The following is a 20,177-nucleotide window of genomic DNA, read 5'->3' as shown; positions in this document are numbered from 1 at the left end:
GTGAGGGCCGGAACCCCCCGTCGGGGGCTCCGGCCCTTACGCGTGGCTCAGAAGGCCGTCAGAGGACGCGCACGGCGCCCGAGGCCGGGTAGCCCGACAGGTCCTGGATGACGACGCCCTTGCTGGGGTTGGCGGCGTCGAGGTACTGGCCGTTACCGATGTACACACCCACGTGGTACGCGGAGCCCGCGCCACCCCAGTAAAGGATGTCGCCGACCTGGACGTTGGAGAGCGACACGGGGGTGCCGGCGACCGACTGGTCCTGCGAGACGCGCGGAAGGTCCACGCCCGCCTGCTTGAACGCGGCCTGCACCAGGCTGGAGCAGTCCCAGGCGTTGGGGCCCGAGGCGCCCATCACGTAGGCGTCGCCGAGCTGTGCCTTGAGGAAGCCGATGACCGCGCCGACGCTGCCGCTCGCGGGGGCGGGGGCCGAGTCGGAGGAGCCGGCGGAGGTGGTCTGCGTCGAGAGCGTGGTGCGCTCGGTGGTCCGGGAGGCGCGCTCCTCCTCGGCCTTCTTCTCCGCGGCGGCCTTGGCCTTCGCCTTGGCCTCGGCCTTGCGCTGGGCCTCGGCCTTCTTCTCGGCCTGCGCCTGGTCCTCGGCGGCCTGCTTGGCGGCCTTGGTGGCGGCGGCTTCCTGCTCGGCGCGGGACTCGTAGGTGTCGGCGGCCTGCTGGGTGACATCCGCCGACTGGGCGATCTGGGCGGACAGATCGGTGGTGAGCGTGGGCATTTCGATGGTCTCGGTCACCGGCTCGGCCGCGGTCGCCGTGCCGGCCGCCGCGGCCACTGCCAGGGTGCTGAGGACGCCACCGGCAACTCCGGCGCGCAGGGCGATCTTGGAGGCGCTGCGACGGGGCTTCCGGTGGCTGGGTATGTGAGCGGTGTGGGACATGAGAACAACCGCTATCAGGGACTCACGGTTCCCATCAAGAAACGTGTGGTGCGCCACAGTTGCCGTTTTCGGCCTTGAATCCCGGGCGTGTCGTTCCTTATTGACGCCGTAACGGGCAATGCGGACAGTGCTGATCACGCCTGTGATCAAGGGTTTTCTGTGATACGCCCGAATTGCCCGTGGTCTACCACCGGTTGAGCCAGTTGGCCAAGCCCCACGCTTTTGCCCAGGGGCCCCATGTGGCGCAGGTCACACACCAGTCCCCTCGGGGATCTCCCTGAGATCTCGCCGAGACCTCCCTGAGATCTCCCGTACTTTTCGGCCGCCCTCGCGGTGACCCCCGAACCGTCCGCCGGGCGACCGGAGGTCTCCTCGCGGTGTGGACCCTTCCGCTCGTGAATCGGTGCACGTGTCCACTTTCGTCCGTGCCGTTGCCGCCGAAGAGTGAAGGCGTTGCCCCTATCAAGTGATCATGTCCAGCGCCAATTTGCCTGTATCGGCAAGCTCTTGATAAAGCAACACCCCCCTCGACCAGCGATGACGCGACAAGATGTCACCTCTAGTGATCACTCAGGCGCTTCGCGTACGAAGATCACCGCTCATCCGACTTCATGATCCTTCGTCAGGTGGTGGAGATCACAAAGCCGTTGACGCACCCCGTGTCGCAGATCACAGACCGGCAGGCATAAGATGCGGGGCAGTTGGGCTTGTGACCTGCTTCACATGTGCGCGATCTTCAGATGAGAAGCAGGGCCCCGGTCCGACGCAACCGCCAACAGTCAGTGCCGACTGAGAGGAGCGAGGAGCGTGAATGCCTATGCGCCCATCCTCGTGCTGGGAGCCCTCGGGGCAGGCTTTGCGATCTTCTCCGTGGTCATGGCCACGCTTATCGGTCCAAAGCGGTACAACCGCGCAAAGCTCGAGGCCTACGAGTGCGGTATCGAGCCGACGCCGACGCCGGCCGGTGGTGGGCGATTTCCCATTAAGTACTACCTGACGGCGATGCTCTTCATCGTCTTCGACATCGAGATCGTCTTCCTCTACCCCTGGGCCGTCACGTTCGACGCCCTGGGGATTTTCGGGCTCGTGGAGATGCTGCTCTTCGTGCTCACCGTCTTCGTCGCCTACGCGTACGTATGGCGGCGCGGCGGCCTGGAATGGGACTAAAGGTCTGAGGGGCCAAAGAGCATGGGACTCGAAGAGAAACTGCCGAGCGGTTTTCTGCTGACCACCGTCGAGCAAGCGGCGGGCTGGGTGCGCAAGTCATCCGTCTTCCCCGCCACGTTCGGACTCGCGTGCTGCGCCATCGAGATGATGACGACGGGCGCGGGCCGGTACGACCTGGCGCGCTTCGGCATGGAGGTCTTCCGCGGCTCGCCGCGCCAGGCCGATCTGATGATCGTGGCGGGCCGGGTGAGCCAGAAGATGGCGCCCGTCCTGCGGCAGGTCTATGACCAGATGCCCAACCCCAAGTGGGTGATCTCGATGGGGGTTTGCGCTTCATCGGGCGGGATGTTCAACAATTACGCGATTGTGCAAGGTGTGGACCATGTTGTCCCTGTTGACATCTATTTGCCCGGCTGTCCGCCGCGGCCCGAGATGCTGATCGACGCGATTCTCAAGCTCCACCAGAAGATCCAGGGCTCCAAGCTCGGCGTGAACGCGGAAGAAGCGGCGCGCGAGGCGGAGGAGGCGGCCCTCAAGGCGCTCCCCACCATCGAGATGAAGGGGCTGCTGCGGTGAGCGAGGAGAACGGAAACGGGACCGCGAACGGCGTCCCCACCCCGCGCGACGAGACCGGCGAGGTCATCGGCGTCCGCAAGGGCATGTTCGGCGCCGAGGGCGGCGGCGACACCTCCGGCTACGGCGGGCTCGTCCGCACCATCTCGCTGCCCGGGGCGACGCCACGTCCGTACGGCGGCTGGTTCGACGAGGTCGCCGACGAGCTCGAGGGCGCCCTGGAGGAGCAGGACCTCCTCCCGGAGAACGCGATCGAGAAGACGGTCGTCGACCGCGGCGAGCTGACCTTCCACATCGCGCGCGAGCACCTCGTACGCGTGGCGCGGACGCTGCGGGACGACCCGGCCCTGCGCTTCGAGCTCTGCACGGGCGTCTCGGGGGTGCACTTCCTGGAGGACAAGGGCCGCGAGCTGCACGCCGTCTACCACCTGCGCTCGATCACCCACAACCGGCTGATCCGGCTCGAAGTCGGTGCCCCCGACGCCGATCCGCACGTCCCCTCGCTGGTCTCCGTCTATCCGACGAACGACTGGCACGAGCGCGAGACGTACGACTTCTTCGGCCTGATCTTCGACGGTCACCCGGCGTTGACGCGGATCATGATGCCGGACGACTGGCAGGGCTTCCCGCAGCGCAAGGACTATCCCCTCGGCGGCATCCCCGTCGAGTACAAGGGCGCCCAGATCCCGGCTCCGGACCAGCGGAGGTCGTACACCTGATGTCCACTTCTCACGCATCCGCGTCCGCGTCCGCTTCGCACGAGTCCGGGGCCCGCGAGACGACCGAGGGGACCGTCTACACGGTCACCGGCGGCGACTGGGACGAGGTCGTCCAGTCCGCGGCCAAGGCCGACGACGAGCGCATCATCGTCAACATGGGTCCGCAGCACCCGTCCACGCACGGCGTGCTCCGCCTCATCCTGGAGATCGACGGCGAGACGGTCTCCGAGGCCCGCTGCGGCATCGGCTATCTGCACACGGGCATCGAGAAGAACCTCGAATACCGCACGTGGACGCAGGGCACGACGTTCGTCACGCGCATGGACTACCTGACGCCGTTCTTCAACGAGACGGCGTACTGCCTCGGAGTCGAGAAACTGCTCGGCATCGAGGACCAGATCCCCGACCGCGCCTCGGTCATCCGCGTGCTCCTCATGGAGCTCAACCGGCTCTCCTCGCACCTGGTGTGCATCGCCACCGGCGGCATGGAGCTCGGCGCGACCACGATCATGATCTACGGCTTCCGGGATCGTGAACTCGTTCTCGATCTGTTCGAGCTCATCACCGGCCTGCGGATGAACCACGCCTTCATCAGGCCCGGCGGCCTCGCCCAGGACCTGCCGCCCGGCGCGGTCGACCAGATCCGCGAGTTCGTGAAGAAGATGAGGAAGAACCTCCCGGAGTACGACAAGCTCGCCACCGGGAACCCCATCTTCAAGGCCCGCATGCAGAACGTCGGCCACCTCGACCTCACCGGCTGCATGGCGCTCGGCGCCACGGGCCCGGTCCTCCGCTCGGCGGGCCTGCCGCACGACCTGCGCAAGTCGCAGCCCTACTGCGGCTACGAGAACTACGAGTTCGACGTCCCGACCGCCGACACCTGCGACTCCTACGGCCGCTTCCTCATCCGCATCGAGGAGATGCGCCAGTCGCTGCGCATCGTCGAGCAGTGCCTGGACCGGCTCGCCCCCGGCCCGGTCATGGTCGGCGACAAGAAGATCGCCTGGCCCGCTCAGCTCGCGCTCGGCCCGGACGGCCTCGGCAACTCGCTCGACCACATCAAGAAGATCATGGGCACCTCCATGGAGTCCCTGATCCACCACTTCAAGCTGGTGACCGAGGGCTTCCGGGTCCCGGCCGGGCAGGCGTACACCGCGGTCGAGTCGCCCAAGGGCGAGCTGGGCGTCCACGTCGTCTCCGACGGCGGCACCCGCCCCTACCGGGTCCACTTCCGCGACCCGTCCTTCACCAACCTGCAAGCCATGGCGGCGATGTGTGAGGGCGGCCAGGTCGCCGACGTCATCGTCGCCGTCGCGTCCATCGACCCCGTGATGGGAGGCGTCGACCGGTGACCACCACTCCTTCAGAGCAGGGCACGGGCGTCAGCCTGGGCATGCCCCAACTCCCCGCCCCCGCCTACCCGGCCGACGTACGGGCCAGGCTGGAGGCGGACGCCAAGGAGATCATCGCCCGCTACCCGGACTCGCGGTCCGCGCTCCTTCCCCTGCTGCACCTGGTGCAGTCGGAGGAGGGACACGTCACCCGCACCGGCATGCGGTTCTGCGCCGACGTGCTCGGTCTGACCACGGCCGAGGTCACGGCCGTCGCCACCTTCTACACCATGTACCGGCGCAAGCCCTCCGGCGACTACCAGGTCGGCGTCTGCACCAACACGCTCTGCGCGGTGATGGGCGGCGACGCGATCTTCGAGGAACTCAAGCAGCACCTCGGCGTCGGCAACGACGAGACCACCGAGGACGGCAAGATCACGCTTGAGCACATCGAGTGCAACGCCGCCTGCGACTTCGCCCCCGTGGTGATGGTCAACTGGGAGTTCTTCGACAACCAGACGCCGGCGTCCGCCAAGCAGCTCGTGGACGACCTGCGCTCCGGGGTGCCGGTCGAACCCACCCGCGGCGCGCCGATCTGCACGTACAAGGAGACCGCCCGGATCCTGGCGGGCTTCCCCGACGAGCGTCCCGGTGCCGTCGAGGCGAGCGGCGGTGCCGGACCCGCCTCGCTGATCGGGCTGCGCCTGGCCAAGGGCGAGGAGCCGCACGCGCGCGTCGTCCACCCACGCACGGGCGGACCTCAGGACGAAGCGCCCGCCGAGCACCTGAGCTCGCACGACGCACCGCAGCAGACCTCGGCATCCGACCCGGCCCACCCGGCCGGACCGACCGCCGAGGAGGGGGAGTGATGACCTTGGCAGCCGAGATCGACAACGAGACGAGCCCCGAGAAGCTGCTCGCACCGGTCCTCTCCGCCTTCTGGGACGAGGAGAAGTCCTGGACGCTGGAGACCTACCGGCGGCACGAGGGGTACGAGGGCCTGCGCAAGGCGCTCGCCATGGACCCCGACGACCTCATCGCGTACGTGAAGGACGCGGGCCTGCGGGGCCGCGGCGGCGCGGGCTTCCCCACCGGAATGAAGTGGCAGTTCATTCCGCAGGGCGACGGCAAGCCGCACTATCTGGTTGTCAACGCCGACGAGTCGGAGCCGGGGACCTGCAAGGACATCCCGCTCCTCTTCGCGAACCCGCATTCCCTCATCGAGGGGATCGTGATCGCGTGCTACGCGATCCGGTCGTCGCATGCCTTCATCTATCTGCGGGGCGAGGTCGTCCCCGTGCTGCGCAGGCTGCACGAGGCGGTCCGCGAGGCCCATGCGGCGGGCTACCTCGGCAAGAACATCCTGGGCAGCGGACTCGATCTGGAACTCACCGTGCACGCGGGCGCGGGCGCGTACATCTGCGGTGAGGAGACCGCGCTGCTCGACTCGCTCGAAGGCCGTCGAGGCCAACCGCGACTGCGTCCCCCTTTCCCTGCTGTCGCGGGTCTCTACGCATGCCCCACTGTGGTGAACAACGTCGAGTCCATCGCGTCGGTTCCCGCGATCCTCCACCGCGGGAAAGACTGGTTCAGGTCCATGGGGAGCGAGAAGTCCCCGGGCTTCACGCTCTACTCCCTGAGCGGCCACGTCACCAGCCCCGGCCAGTACGAGGCCCCGCTCGGCATCACGCTGCGCCAACTGCTCGACATGAGCGGCGGCATGCGCGCCGGGCACCGGCTCAAGTTCTGGACGCCCGGCGGTTCGTCCACGCCGATGTTCACCGACGAGCACCTCGACGTCCCGCTCGACTACGAGGGCGTGGGCGCCGCCGGCTCGATGCTCGGCACCAAGGCGCTCCAGTGCTTCGACGAGACGACGTGCGTCGTGCGGGCCGTGACCCGCTGGACGGAGTTCTACGCCCACGAGTCCTGCGGCAAGTGCACGCCCTGCCGCGAAGGGACGTACTGGCTCGTCCAGTTGCTCCGCGACATCGAGGCGGGCAAGGGCGTCATGGCCGACCTCGACAAGCTCAACGACATCGCCGACAACATCAACGGCAAGTCGTTCTGCGCCCTCGGCGACGGCGCCGCCTCGCCGATCTTCTCCTCGCTGAAGTACTTCCGCGAGGAGTACGAGCAGCACATCACCGGCAAGGGCTGCCCCTTCGACCCGGCCAAGTCGACTCTCTGGAGCGACCGCGCCGACCAGCACACGGAGGTGAACGCATGACAGTGACCACCAACAGCGCTCCCTCCGGGGGCGGGGAGGCGGCGGTTCCGCCGGAGGATCTCGTCTCGCTGACCATCGACGGCATCGAGATCAGCGTCCCCAAGGGGACACTGGTCATCCGGGCCGCCGAACTGCTCGGCATCGAGATCCCCCGGTTCTGCGACCACCCGCTGCTCGATCCCGCGGGCGCCTGCCGCCAGTGCATCGTCGAGGTGGAGGGCCAGCGCAAGCCGATGGCGTCCTGCACCATCACGTGCACCGACGGCATGGTCGTGAAGTCGCAGCTCACCTCGCCGGTCGCGGAGAAGTCGCAGCGCGGCGTGATGGAGCTGCTGCTCATCAACCACCCGCTGGACTGCCCGGTCTGCGACAAGGGCGGCGAGTGCCCGCTGCAGAACCAGGCGATGCAGGTCGGCGACACGGACACCCGCTTCGAGGGCAAGAAGCGGACCTACGAGAAGCCGGTGCCGATCTCCACGCAGGTGCTGCTCGACCGCGAGCGGTGCGTGCTGTGCGCGCGCTGCACCCGCTTCAGCAACCAGATCGCCGGTGACCCGATGATCGAGCTGATCGAGCGCGGCGCCCTTCAGCAGGTCGGGACGGGCGAGGGCGACCCCTTCGAGTCGTACTTCTCCGGGAACACCATCCAGATCTGTCCGGTCGGCGCGCTCACCTCCGCGGCGTACCGATTCCGCTCGCGCCCCTTCGACCTGGTGTCGTCGCCTTCGGTGTGCGAGCACTGCTCGGGCGGCTGCGCGAGCCGCACGGACCACCGGCGCGGCAAGGTCATGCGGCGCCTCGCGGCCGATGACCCCGAGGTCAACGAAGAGTGGATGTGCGACAAGGGGCGCTTCGGCTTCCGGTACGCGCAGCGGCCCGACCGGCTGACCACCCCTCTGGTGCGCGACGCCGCTTCGGGAAAGCTCGAACCGGCGAGCTGGCCCGAGGCACTGGACGCCGCGGCCCGCGGTCTCGCCGCCGCGCGCGGCCGGGCCGCGGTCCTGACCGGCGGCCGGCTCACCGTGGAGGACGCCTACGCGTACAGCAAGTACGCGCGCGTGGCGCTCGACACGAATGACATCGACTTCCGCGCGCGCGTGCACAGCAGCGAGGAGGCCGACTTCCTCGCGGCACGGGTGGCGGGACGTGGCAAGGACCTCGACGGGACCGGTGTCACGTACACCGCTCTGGAGAAGGCGCCCGCCGTCCTGCTCGTCGGCTTCGAGTCCGAGGAGGAGGCGCCCGGCGTCTTCCTGCGGCTGCGCAAGGCCTGGCGCAAGCACGGCCAGCGCACCTTCTCCCTCGCGACCCACGTGACGAAGGGCCTGGAGAAGGCGGGCGGCACGCTGCTGCCCGCGGCTCCCGGCACCGAGACGGAGTGGCTGGACGCGCTCGCCGCCGGGGTGGGCCTGGCGGAGGACGGGACCAGGGCCGCCGAGGCGCTGCGTGCCCAGGGGGCGGTCATCGTCGTCGGCGAGCGGCTCGCGGCCGTGCCCGGCGGGCTCACCGCCGCGGTGCGGACGGCCGCCGCGACCGGCGCCCGGCTGGTGTGGATTCCGCGCCGGGCGGGGGAGCGGGCCGCCGTCGAGGTGGGCGCGCTGCCCTCGCTGCTGCCCGGCGGTCGTCCGGCCACCGACCCGCGCGCGCGGGAGGAGGTCGCCGCCGCCTGGGGCGTCGCCGAACTCCCGCACCGCTACGGCCGCGACACCGGGCAGATCGTCGAGGCCGCCGCGACCGGTGAGCTCGGGGCGCTGCTCGTCGCGGGCGTCGAGGTCGCCGACCTGCCCGATCCGCAGCGCGCGCGTGAGGCGCTCGACGCGGTCGGCTTCCTGGTCTCGCTGGAGCTGCGGCCCAGCGAGGTGACGGAGCGGGCGGACGTCGTCCTGCCGGTGGCCGCGGTCGCGGAGAAGCCGGGCACCTTCCTCAACTGGGAGGGGCGTGCGCGGATGTTCGACGCCGCGCTCAAGCCCGACCAGATGACGCGGAGGCTGGCGCCCACCGACGCGCGCGTGCTGCACATGCTGGCGGACGCCGGTGACGTACACCTCGGCCTGCCGGACCTGGTGACCCTCCGCCGCGAGCTGGACCGGCTCGGCACCTGGGACGGGTCGTACGCGACCGAGCCCCAGGAGACGTCGGCGCAGCCGCCGAGGCCCGCTTCCGGAGAGGCCGTTCTCGCGGGGCACCGGCTGCTGCTCGACCAGGGCCGCCTCCAGGACGGCGACGAGGCGCTCGCCGGTACGCGGCACGCGGCCCGCGCGCGCGTGTCGGCGGCCACGGCGGTCGAAGCCGGCGTGAAGGACGGCGACCTGCTGGCCGTGACGGGGCCCGCGGGCACCACCGCGCTGCCGCTCCAGGTCACCGAGATGCCGGACCGTGTGGTCTGGCTGCCGCTGAACTCGACCGGGGGAGGCGTCGCTTCGGACACCGGCGCGCACCCCGGCGACCTCGTCCGCATCGGCCCGGCGGTCCTGCCGGAGCCCTCTGAGGCCCCGGAGGTGACGTCGTGATGCACACCGTGGTGCCGCTTGCGGCGGAAGACCTGTCCATGTTCGGCCGTGATCCCTGGTGGCTGGTCGCCATCAAGGCGGTCTTCTGCTTCGCCTTCCTGATGGTGACGGTCCTCTTCTCCATCGTGTGGGAGCGCAAGGTCGTCGCCTGGATGCAACTGCGCATCGGGCCCAACCGGCACGGCCCCTGGGGCATGTTGCAGTCCCTCGCGGACGGCATCAAGCTCATGCTCAAGGAGGACGTGATCGTCAAGCGGGCGGACAAGGTGGTCTACGTCCTCGCCCCGATCATCGCGGCGATCCCGGCCTTCATGGCGATCGCGGTGATCCCCTTCGGGCCCGCGGGCAACGAGGTCTCGATCTTCGGCCAGCGCACCACGATGCAGCTCACCGACCTGCCGATCGCGATGCTCTACATCCTCGCGGTCGCCTCCGTCGGCATCTACGGCATCGTCCTCGCGGGCTGGAGCTCCGGCTCGACGTATCCGCTCCTCGGGGGCTTGCGCTCCTGCGCGCAGATGATCTCGTACGAGATCGCGATGGGCGCGGCGTTCGCCTCGGTGTTCCTCTACTCCGGGTCGATGTCGACCTCGGCGATCGTGGAGGCGCAGGCCGACCGCTGGTACATCGTGCTGCTGCCCGTCTCGTTCCTGATCTACATCGTGACGATGATCGGTGAGACCAACCGCGCGCCGTTCGACATGCCGGAGTCCGAGGGCGACCTCGTCGGTGGCTTCAACACCGAGTACTCCTCCATCAAGTTCGCGCTGTTCATGCTCGCCGAGTACGTCAACATGGTCACCGTCTCGGCGGTCTCGGTCACCCTCTTCCTGGGCGGCTGGCGGGCCCCGTATCCGGTCAGCACCTTCTGGGAGGGCGCGAACCACGGCTGGTGGCCGATGCTCTGGTTCGTGATCAAGGTCCAGCTCCTGCTGTTCTTCTTCATCTGGCTGCGCGGCACGCTGCCACGCGTCCGCTACGACCAGCTGATGAAGCTCGGCTGGAAGGTCCTCATCCCGATCTCGGTCCTGTGGCTGATGCTCGTCGCCACGGTCAGGGCCATGCGGAACGAGAACTACGACTTCACCTCGATCGCGCTCTATGTCTGCGGCGGGGTCATCTCGCTGTTGTTGCTCTCGGTGGTCGTCGACATCTTCCGCGACAAGCGGGAGAAGGAGGCCGCCCCTGAGGAGCAGCCGGTCGCCTTCGACCCGATGGCGGGCGGATTCCCCGTGCCGCCGCTGCCCGGCCAGAGCCTGCCGCCGGTCCCGCGCCGACGCTCGCGCCAGCAGCGGGAGCTGATTGTCAGTGGTGGACCGGATACTCAAAGTGACGGAACCCGAAGTGACGGAAAGGAGGCGTCCGATGGCTGAGTCGAACGAGGAAACACCGCACGAGTCGAACCAGGGATCATCCGAGTCGAATCAATCGAAGCAGGGGTTCCAGAACCCCGTCGCGGGCTTCGGCGTGACCTTCAAGGCCATGTTCAAGAAGCGGCTGACCGAGCAGTATCCGGAGCAGCAGAAGACCACCGCTCCCCGCTTCCACGGCAGGCACCAGCTGAACCGCCATCCGGACGGCCTGGAGAAGTGCATCGGCTGTGAGCTCTGCGCCTGGGCCTGCCCCGCGGACGCCATCTATGTGGAGGGCGCGGACAACACGGAAGAGGAGCGGTACTCACCGGGCGAGCGGTACGGCCGCGTCTACCAGATCAACTACGCCCGCTGCATCCTGTGCGGCCTGTGCATCGAGGCGTGCCCCACGCGCGCGCTGACGATGACGAACGAGTTCGAGCTGGCCGACAGCAGCCGCGAGAACCTCATCTACACCAAGGAGCAACTGCTCGCCGGCCTGGAAGAGGGCATGGTCGACAGCCCGCACTCGATCTTCCCCGGCACGGACGAGCAGGACTACTACCGGGGCCTGGTCACCGAGGCCGCCCCCGGGACGGTGCCCCAGGTCGTCCGCTCCAAGGACGAGGCGCCCCAGGAGGCGGCCTCCGACTTCGGTGACGGCGAACCGGCATCGGAGAAGGTGATCGGCCGATGACGCAGCTCGCCGCCTACTCCACCTCCACCGGCGAGGCCTTCCAGTTCTGGGTGCTCGGCACGGTCGCCGTCATCGGCGCCCTGTGCACGATCCTCATGAAGAAGGCCGTGCACAGCGCGCTGTGTCTCGCCGGAACCATGATCATTCTGGCGGTGTTCTACCTCGCCAACGGCGCGTACTTCCTGGGCATCGTCCAGATCGTCGTCTACACCGGCGCGATCATGATGCTCTTCCTCTTCGTGGTCATGCTCGTCGGCGTCACCGCGGCGGACTCCCTGAAGGAGACCATCAAGGGCCAGCGCTGGCTGGCCATCCTGTGCGGTCTCGGCTTCGCGGTGCTGCTCTTCGCGGGCATCGGCAATGCGTCGGTGCAGGAGTTCAACGGCCTCGGCAAGGCGAACTCCGGCGGCAACGTGGAGGGCCTCGCGGGGCTCATCTTCACGAAGTACGTCTTCGCCTTCGAGATCACCGGTGCCCTGCTCATCACGGCCACGGTCGGCGCGATGCTGCTGACCCACCGCGAGCGCACGGAGCGCGCCAAGACCCAGCGCGAGCTGGCCGAGGAGCGCGTGCGCGAGGGCAAGCACCTGCCGCCCCTGCCCGCCCCGGGTGTGTACGCCCGGCACAACGCCGTGGACGTCGCGGGACTGCTCCCCGACGGCACCCCCTCGGAGCTCACGGTCAACAGGACGCTGCGCGATCGCGGCCAGATCCGTGACGTGTCGAGCGAGGCCCTGGACGATCTGCGGGCGCTGGAACAGCGCTCCGCCGACCGGCTGGAGCGGCCCGACACGCGCAGGACCGACATCGCGCGCCCCGAGAACGGACGGACCGACACCGAGCGGACCGAGGAGGCGTCGAAGTGAACCCGGTCAACTACCTCTACCTCGCTTCCCTGTTGTTCGCGATCGGTGCGACCGGCGTGCTCATCAGGCGGAACGCGATCGTGGTGTTCATGTGCATCGAGCTCATGCTCAACGCCTGCAACCTCGCGCTCGTGGCCTTCTCCCGGATGCACGGCAATCTCGACGGCCAGATCATCGCCTTCTTCACGATGGTCGTCGCCGCCGCGGAGGTCGTGGTCGGGCTCGCGATCATCGTGTCGCTCTTCCGTTCCCGCCACTCGGCCTCGGTCGACGACGCCAGCCTGATGAAGCTGTAAGGGGTCGCTCAAAGTGGAGAACCTGATTGCGCTGCTCGTCGCGGCGCCACTGCTCGGAGCGGCCGTACTGCTGTGCGGCGGGCGGGCGCTGGACCGCGTGGGCCACTGGCTCGGCACGCTGCTCGCGGCCGCCTCCTTCGTCATCGCCGCCGTGCTGTTCACCGACATGCTGGGCAAGGGCGCCGAGGAGCGCACACTGTCGCAGCACCTGTTCAGCTGGATCCCCGTCGAGGGCTTCCAGGCGGACGTCGCCTTCCAGCTCGACCAGCTGTCGATGACGTTCGTCCTGCTCATCTCCGGCGTCGGCACCCTGATCCACGTCTACTCGATCGGGTACATGGAGCACGACGAGCGGCGCCGCCGCTTCTTCGGCTACCTGAACCTCTTCCTCGCGGCGATGCTCCTCCTGGTGCTCGCCGACAACTACCTGCTGCTCTACGTCGGCTGGGAGGGCGTCGGCCTCGCCTCGTACCTCCTGATCGGCTTCTGGCAGCACAAGCCCAGCGCGGCCACCGCCGCGAAGAAGGCCTTCCTGGTCAACCGGGTCGGCGACATGGGCCTCTCGATCGCGATCATGCTGATGTTCACCACGTTCGGGACGTTCGCCTTCGGGCCGGTCCTGGAGGCCACGGGTGAGACGTCGGAGGGCAAGCTGACCGCCATCGGGCTGATGCTGCTGCTCGCCGCGTGCGGCAAGTCCGCCCAGGTGCCGCTCCAGTCCTGGCTGGGCGACGCGATGGAGGGCCCGACCCCGGTCTCGGCCCTGATCCACGCCGCGACGATGGTGACCGCGGGCGTCTACTTGATCGTCCGCTCCGGAGCGATCTTCAACGGCGCGCCGGACGCCCAACTCGTCGTGACGATCGTCGGAGCGGTCACGCTTCTGTTCGGTGCGATCGTCGGTTGCGCGAAGGACGACATCAAGAAGGCCCTGGCCGGTTCGACGATGTCCCAGATCGGCTACATGATCCTGGCCGCCGGCCTCGGCCCCATCGGCTACGTCTTCGCGATCATGCACCTGGTGACGCACGGCTTCTTCAAGGCCGGGCTCTTCCTCGGTGCCGGTTCGGTCATGCACGGCATGAACGACGAGGTCGACATGCGCAAGTACGGAGGCCTCCGGAAGTACATGCCGGTCACCTTCGTGACCTTCGGGCTCGGCTATCTGGCCATCATCGGATTCCCCGGCCTCTCCGGCTTCTTCTCCAAGGACAAGATCATCGAGGCGGCGTTCGCCAAGGGCGGCACGGAGGGCTGGATCCTCGGCTCGGTGGCGCTCCTGGGCGCGGCCATCACCGCGTACTACATGACGCGCGTGATGATCATGACCTTCTTCGGGGAGGAGCGCTGGCGCCACCGCGCGACGGCGTCCCCGGACCGGCCGAGCGCGGAGCCCGCGGCGCAGACCGAGGGCGCGCACGACGAACCGCACCCGCACGAGTCCCCGAAGTCCATGACGATCCCGATGATCGTGCTCGCCTTCGGATCGGTCTTCGCGGGCGGCTTCTTCAGCATCGGCGACCGGTTCACGCACTGGCTGGAGCCGATCACCCACCACGACCACGGCGACTCGCCGCTCAGCGCCGCCACGGTCACGGGCGCCACCATGGTGGTCCTCGTCATCGGCGTCGCCCTGGCCTACGTGCAGTACGGACGCCGGCCCGTCCCGGTCACCGCCCCGCGCGGCTCGCTGCTCACCAGGGCCGCCCGCCGGGACCTCCTCCAGGACGACATCAACCACGTCGTCCTGGTGCGCGGCGGCGAGCACCTCACACGGTCCCTGGTCTACGTCGACCACTCCCTGGTCGACGGCGTCGTCAACGGCACGGCGGCCTCGGTCGGCGGCCTGTCCGGGCGGCTGCGCAAACTGCAGAACGGCTACGCCCGCTCCTACGCGGTCTCGATGTTCGGCGGCGCTGCGGTACTCATCGCCGCGACCCTGCTGATGAGGGCGGTCTGATACCGATGTCCTTTCCTCTGCTGACAGCGACGGCGGTCCTGCCCGCGGTCGGCGCGATCGTCACGGCGGCCGTTCCGGCCGCCCGGCGGTCCGCCGCCAAGTGGCTCGCGCTGCTCGTCTCGCTCGCGACGTTCGCGCTCGCCGTGACCGTGCTGGTGCGGTTCGACCCGGACGGCGCCCGCTATCAACTGACCGAATCGCGTCCCTGGATCGCGGAGTTCGGCGTGCGGTATGAACTGGGGGTCGACGGCATCGGTGTCGCCCTCATCGCGCTCACGGCCCTGCTGATCCCGTTCATCATCCTGGCGGGCTGGCACGACGCCGATCCTTCCCCGAGCTCTCCACTCCGTTCGAACGGGGGAGGCCCCAACGGGACCAAGGCCCCCTACAAGTGGCGGCCGACCCAGGGCTTCTTCGCCCTGATCCTGGCCGTCGAGGCGATGGTGATCATCTCCTTCGAGGCCACCGACGTCTTCCTCTTCTACGTCTTCTTCGAAGCCATGCTCATCCCGATGTACTTCCTCATCGGTGGCTTCGGGGACCGCGCCCACGCGGGCAGCGACGAGAACGCCTCGGCGCAGCGGTCGTACGCGGCCGTGAAGTTCCTGCTCTACAACCTGGTCGGCGGCCTCATCATGCTGGCCGCGGTGATCGGTCTCTACGTAGTCGCCGGAAACTTCTCGCTCCAGGAGATCGCCGAGGCGCGGGCCAACGGCACGCTCGACATGACGACCAACACCGAGCGGCTGCTCTTCCTCGGCTTCTTCTTCGCCTTCGCGGTGAAGGCGCCGCTGTGGCCGCTGCACACCTGGCTGCCGAACGCGATGGGCGAGTCCACGGCCCCGGTCGCCGTCCTGATCACCGCGGTGGTCGACAAGGTCGGCACCTTCGCGATGCTGCGCTTCTGCCTCGGGCTCTTCCCCGAGGCGAGCGAGTGGGCGACGCCGGTCATCCTCGTACTCGCCCTGGTCAGCATCATCTACGGCGCGCTGCTCGCCGTCGGTCAGCGCGACATCAAGCGCCTGATCGCGTACGCGTCGATCTCGCACTTCGGCTTCATCGTCCTCGGCATCTTCGTGATGACCTCACAGGGCCAGTCCGGCGCGACGCTGTACATGGTCAACCACGGCATCTCGACCGCCGCGCTGATGCTGGTGGCCGGCTTCCTGATCTCGCGGCGCGGCTCGCGTCTGATCGCCGACTACGGAGGAGTGCAGAAGGTCGCCCCGGTGCTCGCGGGCACCTTCCTGATCGGCGGCCTGGCCACGCTGTCGCTGCCGGGTCTGGCGCCCTTCGTGAGCGAGTTCCTCGTCCTGGTCGGTGCCTTCGCGCGCTACCCGGTGGTGGGGATCATCGCGACGGTCGGCATCGTGCTGGCGGCGCTCTACACCCTCGTCCTCTACCAGCGGACGATGACGGGTCCCGTGAAGCCGGAGGTCTCGGCCATGCCCGACCTGCGGGTGCGTGAGCTGGCCGTCGTCGCCCCGCTGATCGCGCTCCTGATCGGCCTCGGGGTCTACCCGAAGCCGCTCACCGACCTGGTGAACCCGGCGGTCAAGCACACGATGTCCGACGTACAGAAGAAGGACCCCAAGCCCGAGGTGGAGGCGGCCAAGTGAGCGCATCAGCCGTCCACAGCCTGTGGACAATGGCCGCCGATCCGATCGACAAGATCGACGCGCCCAAGATCGAGTACGGGCAGCTCTCGCCGATGTTGATCGTCATCGGCGCGGCCGTCATCGGAGTGCTCATCGAAGCATTCGTCCCGCGCAAGTCCCGTTACCACGTCCAGCTGTTCGTGTCCGTGGTCGCCCTCACCGCTGCCTTCGCCGCGGTGATCGGACTGGCGGCCCGCGGATTCGGTACGACGAAGGCACACATCGCGGCGATGGGCGCGATCGCGGTCGACGGACCGGCTCTCTTCCTCCAGGGCACGATTCTGCTCACCGGACTCGTCGCGATCTTCACCTTCGCCGAGCGGCGCCTGGACCCCGAGGCGCACGGAAACCGCGTCGACTCGTTCGCGGCGCAGGCCGGCTCCGTGCCGGGCAGCGAGAGCGAGCAGGCCGCCACCAAGGCCGGGTTCACCACCACCGAGGTGTTCCCGCTCGCGCTCTTCGCCATCGGCGGCATGCTCGTCTTCCCGGCCGCCAACGACCTCCTGACGCTCTTCATCGCGCTGGAGGTCTTCTCCCTGCCGCTGTACCTGCTCTGCGCGCTGGCCCGCCGCAAGCGCCTGATGTCGCAGGAAGCCGCCGTCAAGTACTTCCTGCTCGGCGCGTTCGCCTCCGCGTTCACGCTCTTCGGCATCGCCCTCCTGTACGGGTACGCGGGCTCGGTCTCGTACGCGACGATCGCGAACGTCGTCGAGGGCAACGTCAAGACCGTCGACCCGGCGCTCGCCGACACCATGGGCAATGACGCGCTGCTCCTCATCGGCGTCGCGATGGTGGTGATGGGGCTGCTCTTCAAGGTGGGCGCGGTGCCGTTCCACATGTGGACCCCGGATGTCTACCAGGGCGCTCCGACACCGGTCACCGGCTTCATGGCCGCGGCGACGAAGGTGGCCGCGTTCGGCGCCCTCCTGCGTCTCCTCTACGTGGTCCTGCCGGGGCTGCGCTGGGACTGGCGCCCGGTCATGTGGGGCATCGCGATCATCACGATGCTGGGCGGCGCGATCATCGCGATCACCCAGACCGACATCAAGCGGCTCCTGGCGTACTCGTCCATCGCGCACGCCGGGTTCATCCTCGCCGGTGTCATCGCCACCACCCCGGACGGCGTCTCCTCCGTCCTCTTCTACCTCGCCGCCTACTCCTTCGTGACGATCGGCGCCTTCGCCGTCGTCACGCTGGTGCGGGACGCGGGCGGGGAGGCAACACACCTGTCGAAGTGGGCGGGGCTCGGCCGGAGGTCCCCGCTGGTCGCGGCGGTCTTCGCGGTCTTCCTGCTCGCCTTCGCCGGTATCCCGCTGACCTCCGGGTTCACGGGGAAGTTCGCGGTGTTCAAGGCGGCGGCGGACGGCGGCGCCGGCGCGCTGGTCGTCATCGGTGTGCTGTCGTCGGCGATCGCGGCGTTCTTCTACATCCGGGTGATCGTGCTGATGTTCTTCAGCGAGCCGAAGGCGGACGGCCCCACGGTGGCCGTCCCCTCGCCGCTGACGATGGCGGCGATCGGCATGGGCGTGGCGGTGACGCTGGTGCTCGGCGTGGCCCCGCAGTACTTCCTGGACCTCGCGGGCCAGGCGGGAGTCTTCGTCCGGTAGTCGTTTTCCTCACACGCCTGTCGCCGCCCGGCACCCGGATCACTGGGGTGCCGGGCGGCGGCCTGTGGATAACTTCCCGGGCTGTCGGTGCGGAGCCCTATCGTGGGGGCAGTGGTCGAGGCAGTGACCGAAGCACCGACCGAGGCAGGACGTACGGCGGGGGACAGCGCGATGGATGGGACCAAGGACATGAGCGAGGTGACGGCGCCTTCAGCGGTGCCGGGCGCGACCGGCACCGTGACGGAGAGCGACGCACTGCGCACACTCCACCGGGTCTTCGGGTACGACGCGTTCCGCGGCGAGCAGGAAGCGGTCATAGATCACGTGGTGGCCGGCGGCGACGCCGTCGTCCTCATGCCCACCGGCGGCGGAAAGTCCCTCTGCTACCAGATCCCGGCCCTGGTCCGCCCCGGCACGGGCGTCGTGGTCTCCCCGCTCATCGCCCTCATGCAGGACCAGGTGGACGCGTTGCGGGCGCTCGGCGTGCGGGCCGGCTTCATCAACTCCACGCAGGACTTCGACGAGCGGCGCGTGATGGAGGCGGAGTTCCTCGCGGGGGAGCTCGACGTGCTCTACCTCGCGCCGGAGCGGCTGCGCCTCGACGCCACGCTGGACCTCCTGTCCCGCGGCAAGATCTCCGTCTTCGCCATCGACGAGGCGCACTGCGTGGCGCAGTGGGGCCACGACTTCCGGCCGGACTATCTGGCGCTCTCCGTGCTCGGGCAGCGCTGGCCCGACGTGCCGCGGATCGCCCTGACGGCGACGGCCACGCATGCCACGCACCGGGAGATCACGCAGCGGCTCGGCATGCCGGACGCCCGGCACTTCGTGGCGAGCTTCGACCGGCCCAACATCCAGTACCGCATCGTGCCGAAGGCCGAGCCGAAGAAGCAGCTCCTGTCCTTCCTGAAGGAGGAGCACGCGGGCGACGCGGGCATCGTCTACTGCCTCTCGCGGAACTCGGTCGAGAAGACCGCCGAGTTCCTCTGCCGGAACGGCATCGAGGCGGTGCCGTACCACGCGGGCCTGGACGGCGGCACGCGCGCGGCCCACCAGTCCCGCTTCCTGCGGGAGGAGGGCCTCGTCGTCTGCGCCACGATCGCCTTCGGCATGGGCATCGACAAGCCGGACGTCCGCTTCGTCGCCCACCTGGACCTGCCCAAGTCGGTCGAGGGGTACTACCAGGAGACGGGCCGCGCGGGCCGTGACGGCCTGCCCTCCACGGCCTGGATGGCTTACGGCCTCCAGGACGTCGTCCAGCAGCGCAAGATGATCCAGGGCAGCGAGGGCGACGAGGCGTTCCGGCGCAGGGCCGCGGCCCACCTGGACTCGATGCTGGCGCTCTGCGAGACCGCCCAGTGCCGCCGGGCCCAGCTCCTGACCTACTTCGGCCAGGAGGCCGGGTCGGAGCGGTGCGGCAACTGCGACACGTGCCTCACCCCGCCCGAGACCTGGGACGGCACGGTCGCCGCGCAGAAGGTGCTGTCCACGGTGGTGCGCCTCCAGCGGGAGCGCGGCCAGAAGTTCGGCGCGGGCCAGATCATCGACATCCTGCTGGGCAAGAAGACCGCGAAGATCATCCAGTTCGACCACGACCAGCTCTCCGTCTTCGGCATCGGCGAGGAGCTGGCGGAGGCCGAGTGGCGTGGCGTCGTGCGGCAGCTCCTCGCGCAGGGGCTGATCGCGGTCGAGGGGGAGTACGGCACGCTGGTGCTCACCGAGGAGAGCGGCACAGTCCTCGGCCGGGAGCGCGAGGTGCGGCTGCGCAAGGAGCCGAAGCGGGCCCCGGCGGCGCGGGCCGCCAAGGGTGAACGCAAGGCGAAGTCGGCGGCAGCGGTCGCCGAGCTGCCCCAGGAGGCGGTGCCGGTCTTCGAGGCACTCCGTGCCTGGCGCGCCGCCCAGGCCAAGGAGCAGGGCGTCCCCGCGTACGTCATCTTCCACGACGCCACGCTCCGCGAGATCGCCACGCTGCGGCCCACGTCCGTGGGTGACCTGGCGGGCATCAGCGGGGTGGGCGAAAAGAAGCGGGCCACGTACGGGGAGGGTGTGGTCGGTGTCGTGACTGAGCTTGCGGCGGGCGCGGGCACGGACGCGGGCGCGGCTGCGGATGCAGGTGTCGGCTCTGGGGCGGGCGAGGGGCCGGGGGCGAGTGTGACTGCTGGTGCTGGTGCTGGTGCTGGTGCTGGTGCTGGTGCCGGTGCCGGGACCGGGGCTGATGGTGCCGGGGCTGACAGTGACGGAGGGCTGGACTGGGGGGCGGATCTGGAGGAGCCGGACTGGTAGGGCGGCCGGGGCGGGGTGTTCAGGGGGCGCTGCCGA

16 protein-coding genes are annotated in these 20,177 nt (G+C 69.0%); 15 read left to right on the top strand and 1 reads right to left on the bottom strand.

Annotated elements, in window-relative coordinates:
- Positions 1-58: 58 nt before the first annotated feature.
- Positions 59-892, bottom strand: a complete 834-nt coding sequence (locus ACRAKF_RS17220; protein ID WP_447038046.1) for a C40 family peptidase — start codon at positions 890-892, stop codon at positions 59-61.
- An 807-nt stretch (positions 893-1,699) separates the two neighbouring features.
- Between ACRAKF_RS17220 and ACRAKF_RS17215 the strand changes: the two genes are divergently transcribed.
- From ACRAKF_RS17215 to recQ, 15 genes are all read left to right on the top strand, one after another.
- Positions 1,700-2,059, top strand: coding sequence for an NADH-quinone oxidoreductase subunit A (locus ACRAKF_RS17215; protein WP_003992243.1), 360 nt, complete (start codon positions 1,700-1,702; stop codon positions 2,057-2,059).
- Positions 2,060-2,080: 21 nt separating this feature from the next.
- On the top strand, positions 2,081-2,635 hold the full coding sequence (locus ACRAKF_RS17210; RefSeq protein WP_106412977.1) for a NuoB/complex I 20 kDa subunit family protein: 555 nt from the start codon (positions 2,081-2,083) through the stop codon (positions 2,633-2,635).
- Positions 2,632-3,351 carry an NADH-quinone oxidoreductase subunit C gene (locus ACRAKF_RS17205; RefSeq protein WP_447038045.1) on the top strand — a complete coding sequence of 240 codons (720 nt, stop codon included), beginning with the start codon at positions 2,632-2,634 and terminating at the stop codon, positions 3,349-3,351. Before ACRAKF_RS17210 ends, ACRAKF_RS17205 begins: the two co-directional genes overlap by 4 nt.
- Positions 3,351-4,703: an NADH-quinone oxidoreductase subunit D gene (locus ACRAKF_RS17200; RefSeq protein WP_447038044.1), complete on the top strand. Its 1,353-nt coding sequence runs from the start codon at positions 3,351-3,353 to the stop codon at positions 4,701-4,703. The genes ACRAKF_RS17205 and ACRAKF_RS17200 overlap by 1 nt, the downstream gene beginning before the upstream one ends.
- Positions 4,700-5,551: an NADH-quinone oxidoreductase subunit NuoE gene (gene nuoE, locus ACRAKF_RS17195; RefSeq protein WP_447038043.1), complete on the top strand. Its 852-nt coding sequence runs from the start codon at positions 4,700-4,702 to the stop codon at positions 5,549-5,551. Before ACRAKF_RS17200 ends, nuoE begins: the two co-directional genes overlap by 4 nt.
- Positions 5,551-6,912 carry an NADH-quinone oxidoreductase subunit NuoF gene (gene nuoF / locus ACRAKF_RS17190; RefSeq protein WP_447038042.1) on the top strand — a complete coding sequence of 454 codons (1,362 nt, stop codon included), beginning with the start codon at positions 5,551-5,553 and terminating at the stop codon, positions 6,910-6,912. The genes nuoE and nuoF overlap by 1 nt, the downstream gene beginning before the upstream one ends.
- Positions 6,909-9,422, top strand: coding sequence for an NADH-quinone oxidoreductase subunit G (locus tag ACRAKF_RS17185; protein ID WP_447038041.1), 2,514 nt, complete (start codon positions 6,909-6,911; stop codon positions 9,420-9,422). The genes nuoF and ACRAKF_RS17185 overlap by 4 nt, the downstream gene beginning before the upstream one ends.
- Complete coding sequence (gene nuoH, locus ACRAKF_RS17180; protein ID WP_447042033.1) at positions 9,422-10,795, top strand: NADH-quinone oxidoreductase subunit NuoH; 1,374 nt, start codon at positions 9,422-9,424, stop codon at positions 10,793-10,795. The genes ACRAKF_RS17185 and nuoH overlap by 1 nt, the downstream gene beginning before the upstream one ends.
- Positions 10,788-11,471 (top strand): NADH-quinone oxidoreductase subunit NuoI, encoded by a 684-nt coding sequence (gene nuoI / locus ACRAKF_RS17175; protein ID WP_447038040.1) that lies wholly within the window; start codon positions 10,788-10,790, stop codon positions 11,469-11,471. Before nuoH ends, nuoI begins: the two co-directional genes overlap by 8 nt.
- A complete protein-coding gene (locus tag ACRAKF_RS17170) occupies positions 11,468-12,337 on the top strand; it encodes an NADH-quinone oxidoreductase subunit J (RefSeq protein ID WP_447038039.1) in 870 nt (289 codons plus the stop codon). Before nuoI ends, ACRAKF_RS17170 begins: the two co-directional genes overlap by 4 nt.
- On the top strand, positions 12,334-12,633 hold the full coding sequence (gene nuoK, locus ACRAKF_RS17165; RefSeq protein ID WP_062780258.1) for an NADH-quinone oxidoreductase subunit NuoK: 300 nt from the start codon (positions 12,334-12,336) through the stop codon (positions 12,631-12,633). Before ACRAKF_RS17170 ends, nuoK begins: the two co-directional genes overlap by 4 nt.
- A 13-nt stretch (positions 12,634-12,646) precedes the next feature.
- Complete coding sequence (gene nuoL, locus ACRAKF_RS17160; protein ID WP_447038038.1) at positions 12,647-14,593, top strand: NADH-quinone oxidoreductase subunit L; 1,947 nt, start codon at positions 12,647-12,649, stop codon at positions 14,591-14,593.
- 5 nt (positions 14,594-14,598) lie between these two features.
- Positions 14,599-16,212, top strand: a complete 1,614-nt coding sequence (locus ACRAKF_RS17155) for an NADH-quinone oxidoreductase subunit M (protein ID WP_447038037.1) — start codon at positions 14,599-14,601, stop codon at positions 16,210-16,212.
- Complete coding sequence (nuoN, locus tag ACRAKF_RS17150; RefSeq protein ID WP_447038036.1) at positions 16,209-17,858, top strand: NADH-quinone oxidoreductase subunit NuoN; 1,650 nt, start codon at positions 16,209-16,211, stop codon at positions 17,856-17,858. Before ACRAKF_RS17155 ends, nuoN begins: the two co-directional genes overlap by 4 nt.
- 189 nt (positions 17,859-18,047) lie before the next feature.
- The gene (gene recQ, locus ACRAKF_RS17145; protein ID WP_447042032.1) at positions 18,048-20,141 is read left to right on the top strand and encodes a DNA helicase RecQ; all 2,094 of its coding nucleotides are present in this window, start codon (positions 18,048-18,050) and stop codon (positions 20,139-20,141) included.
- Positions 20,142-20,177: the final 36 nt, after the last annotated feature.

It is taken from the genome of Streptomyces sp. DSM 118878, from assembly GCF_052936595.1.
This window is presented reverse-complemented; position numbering and strand designations above follow the sequence as displayed.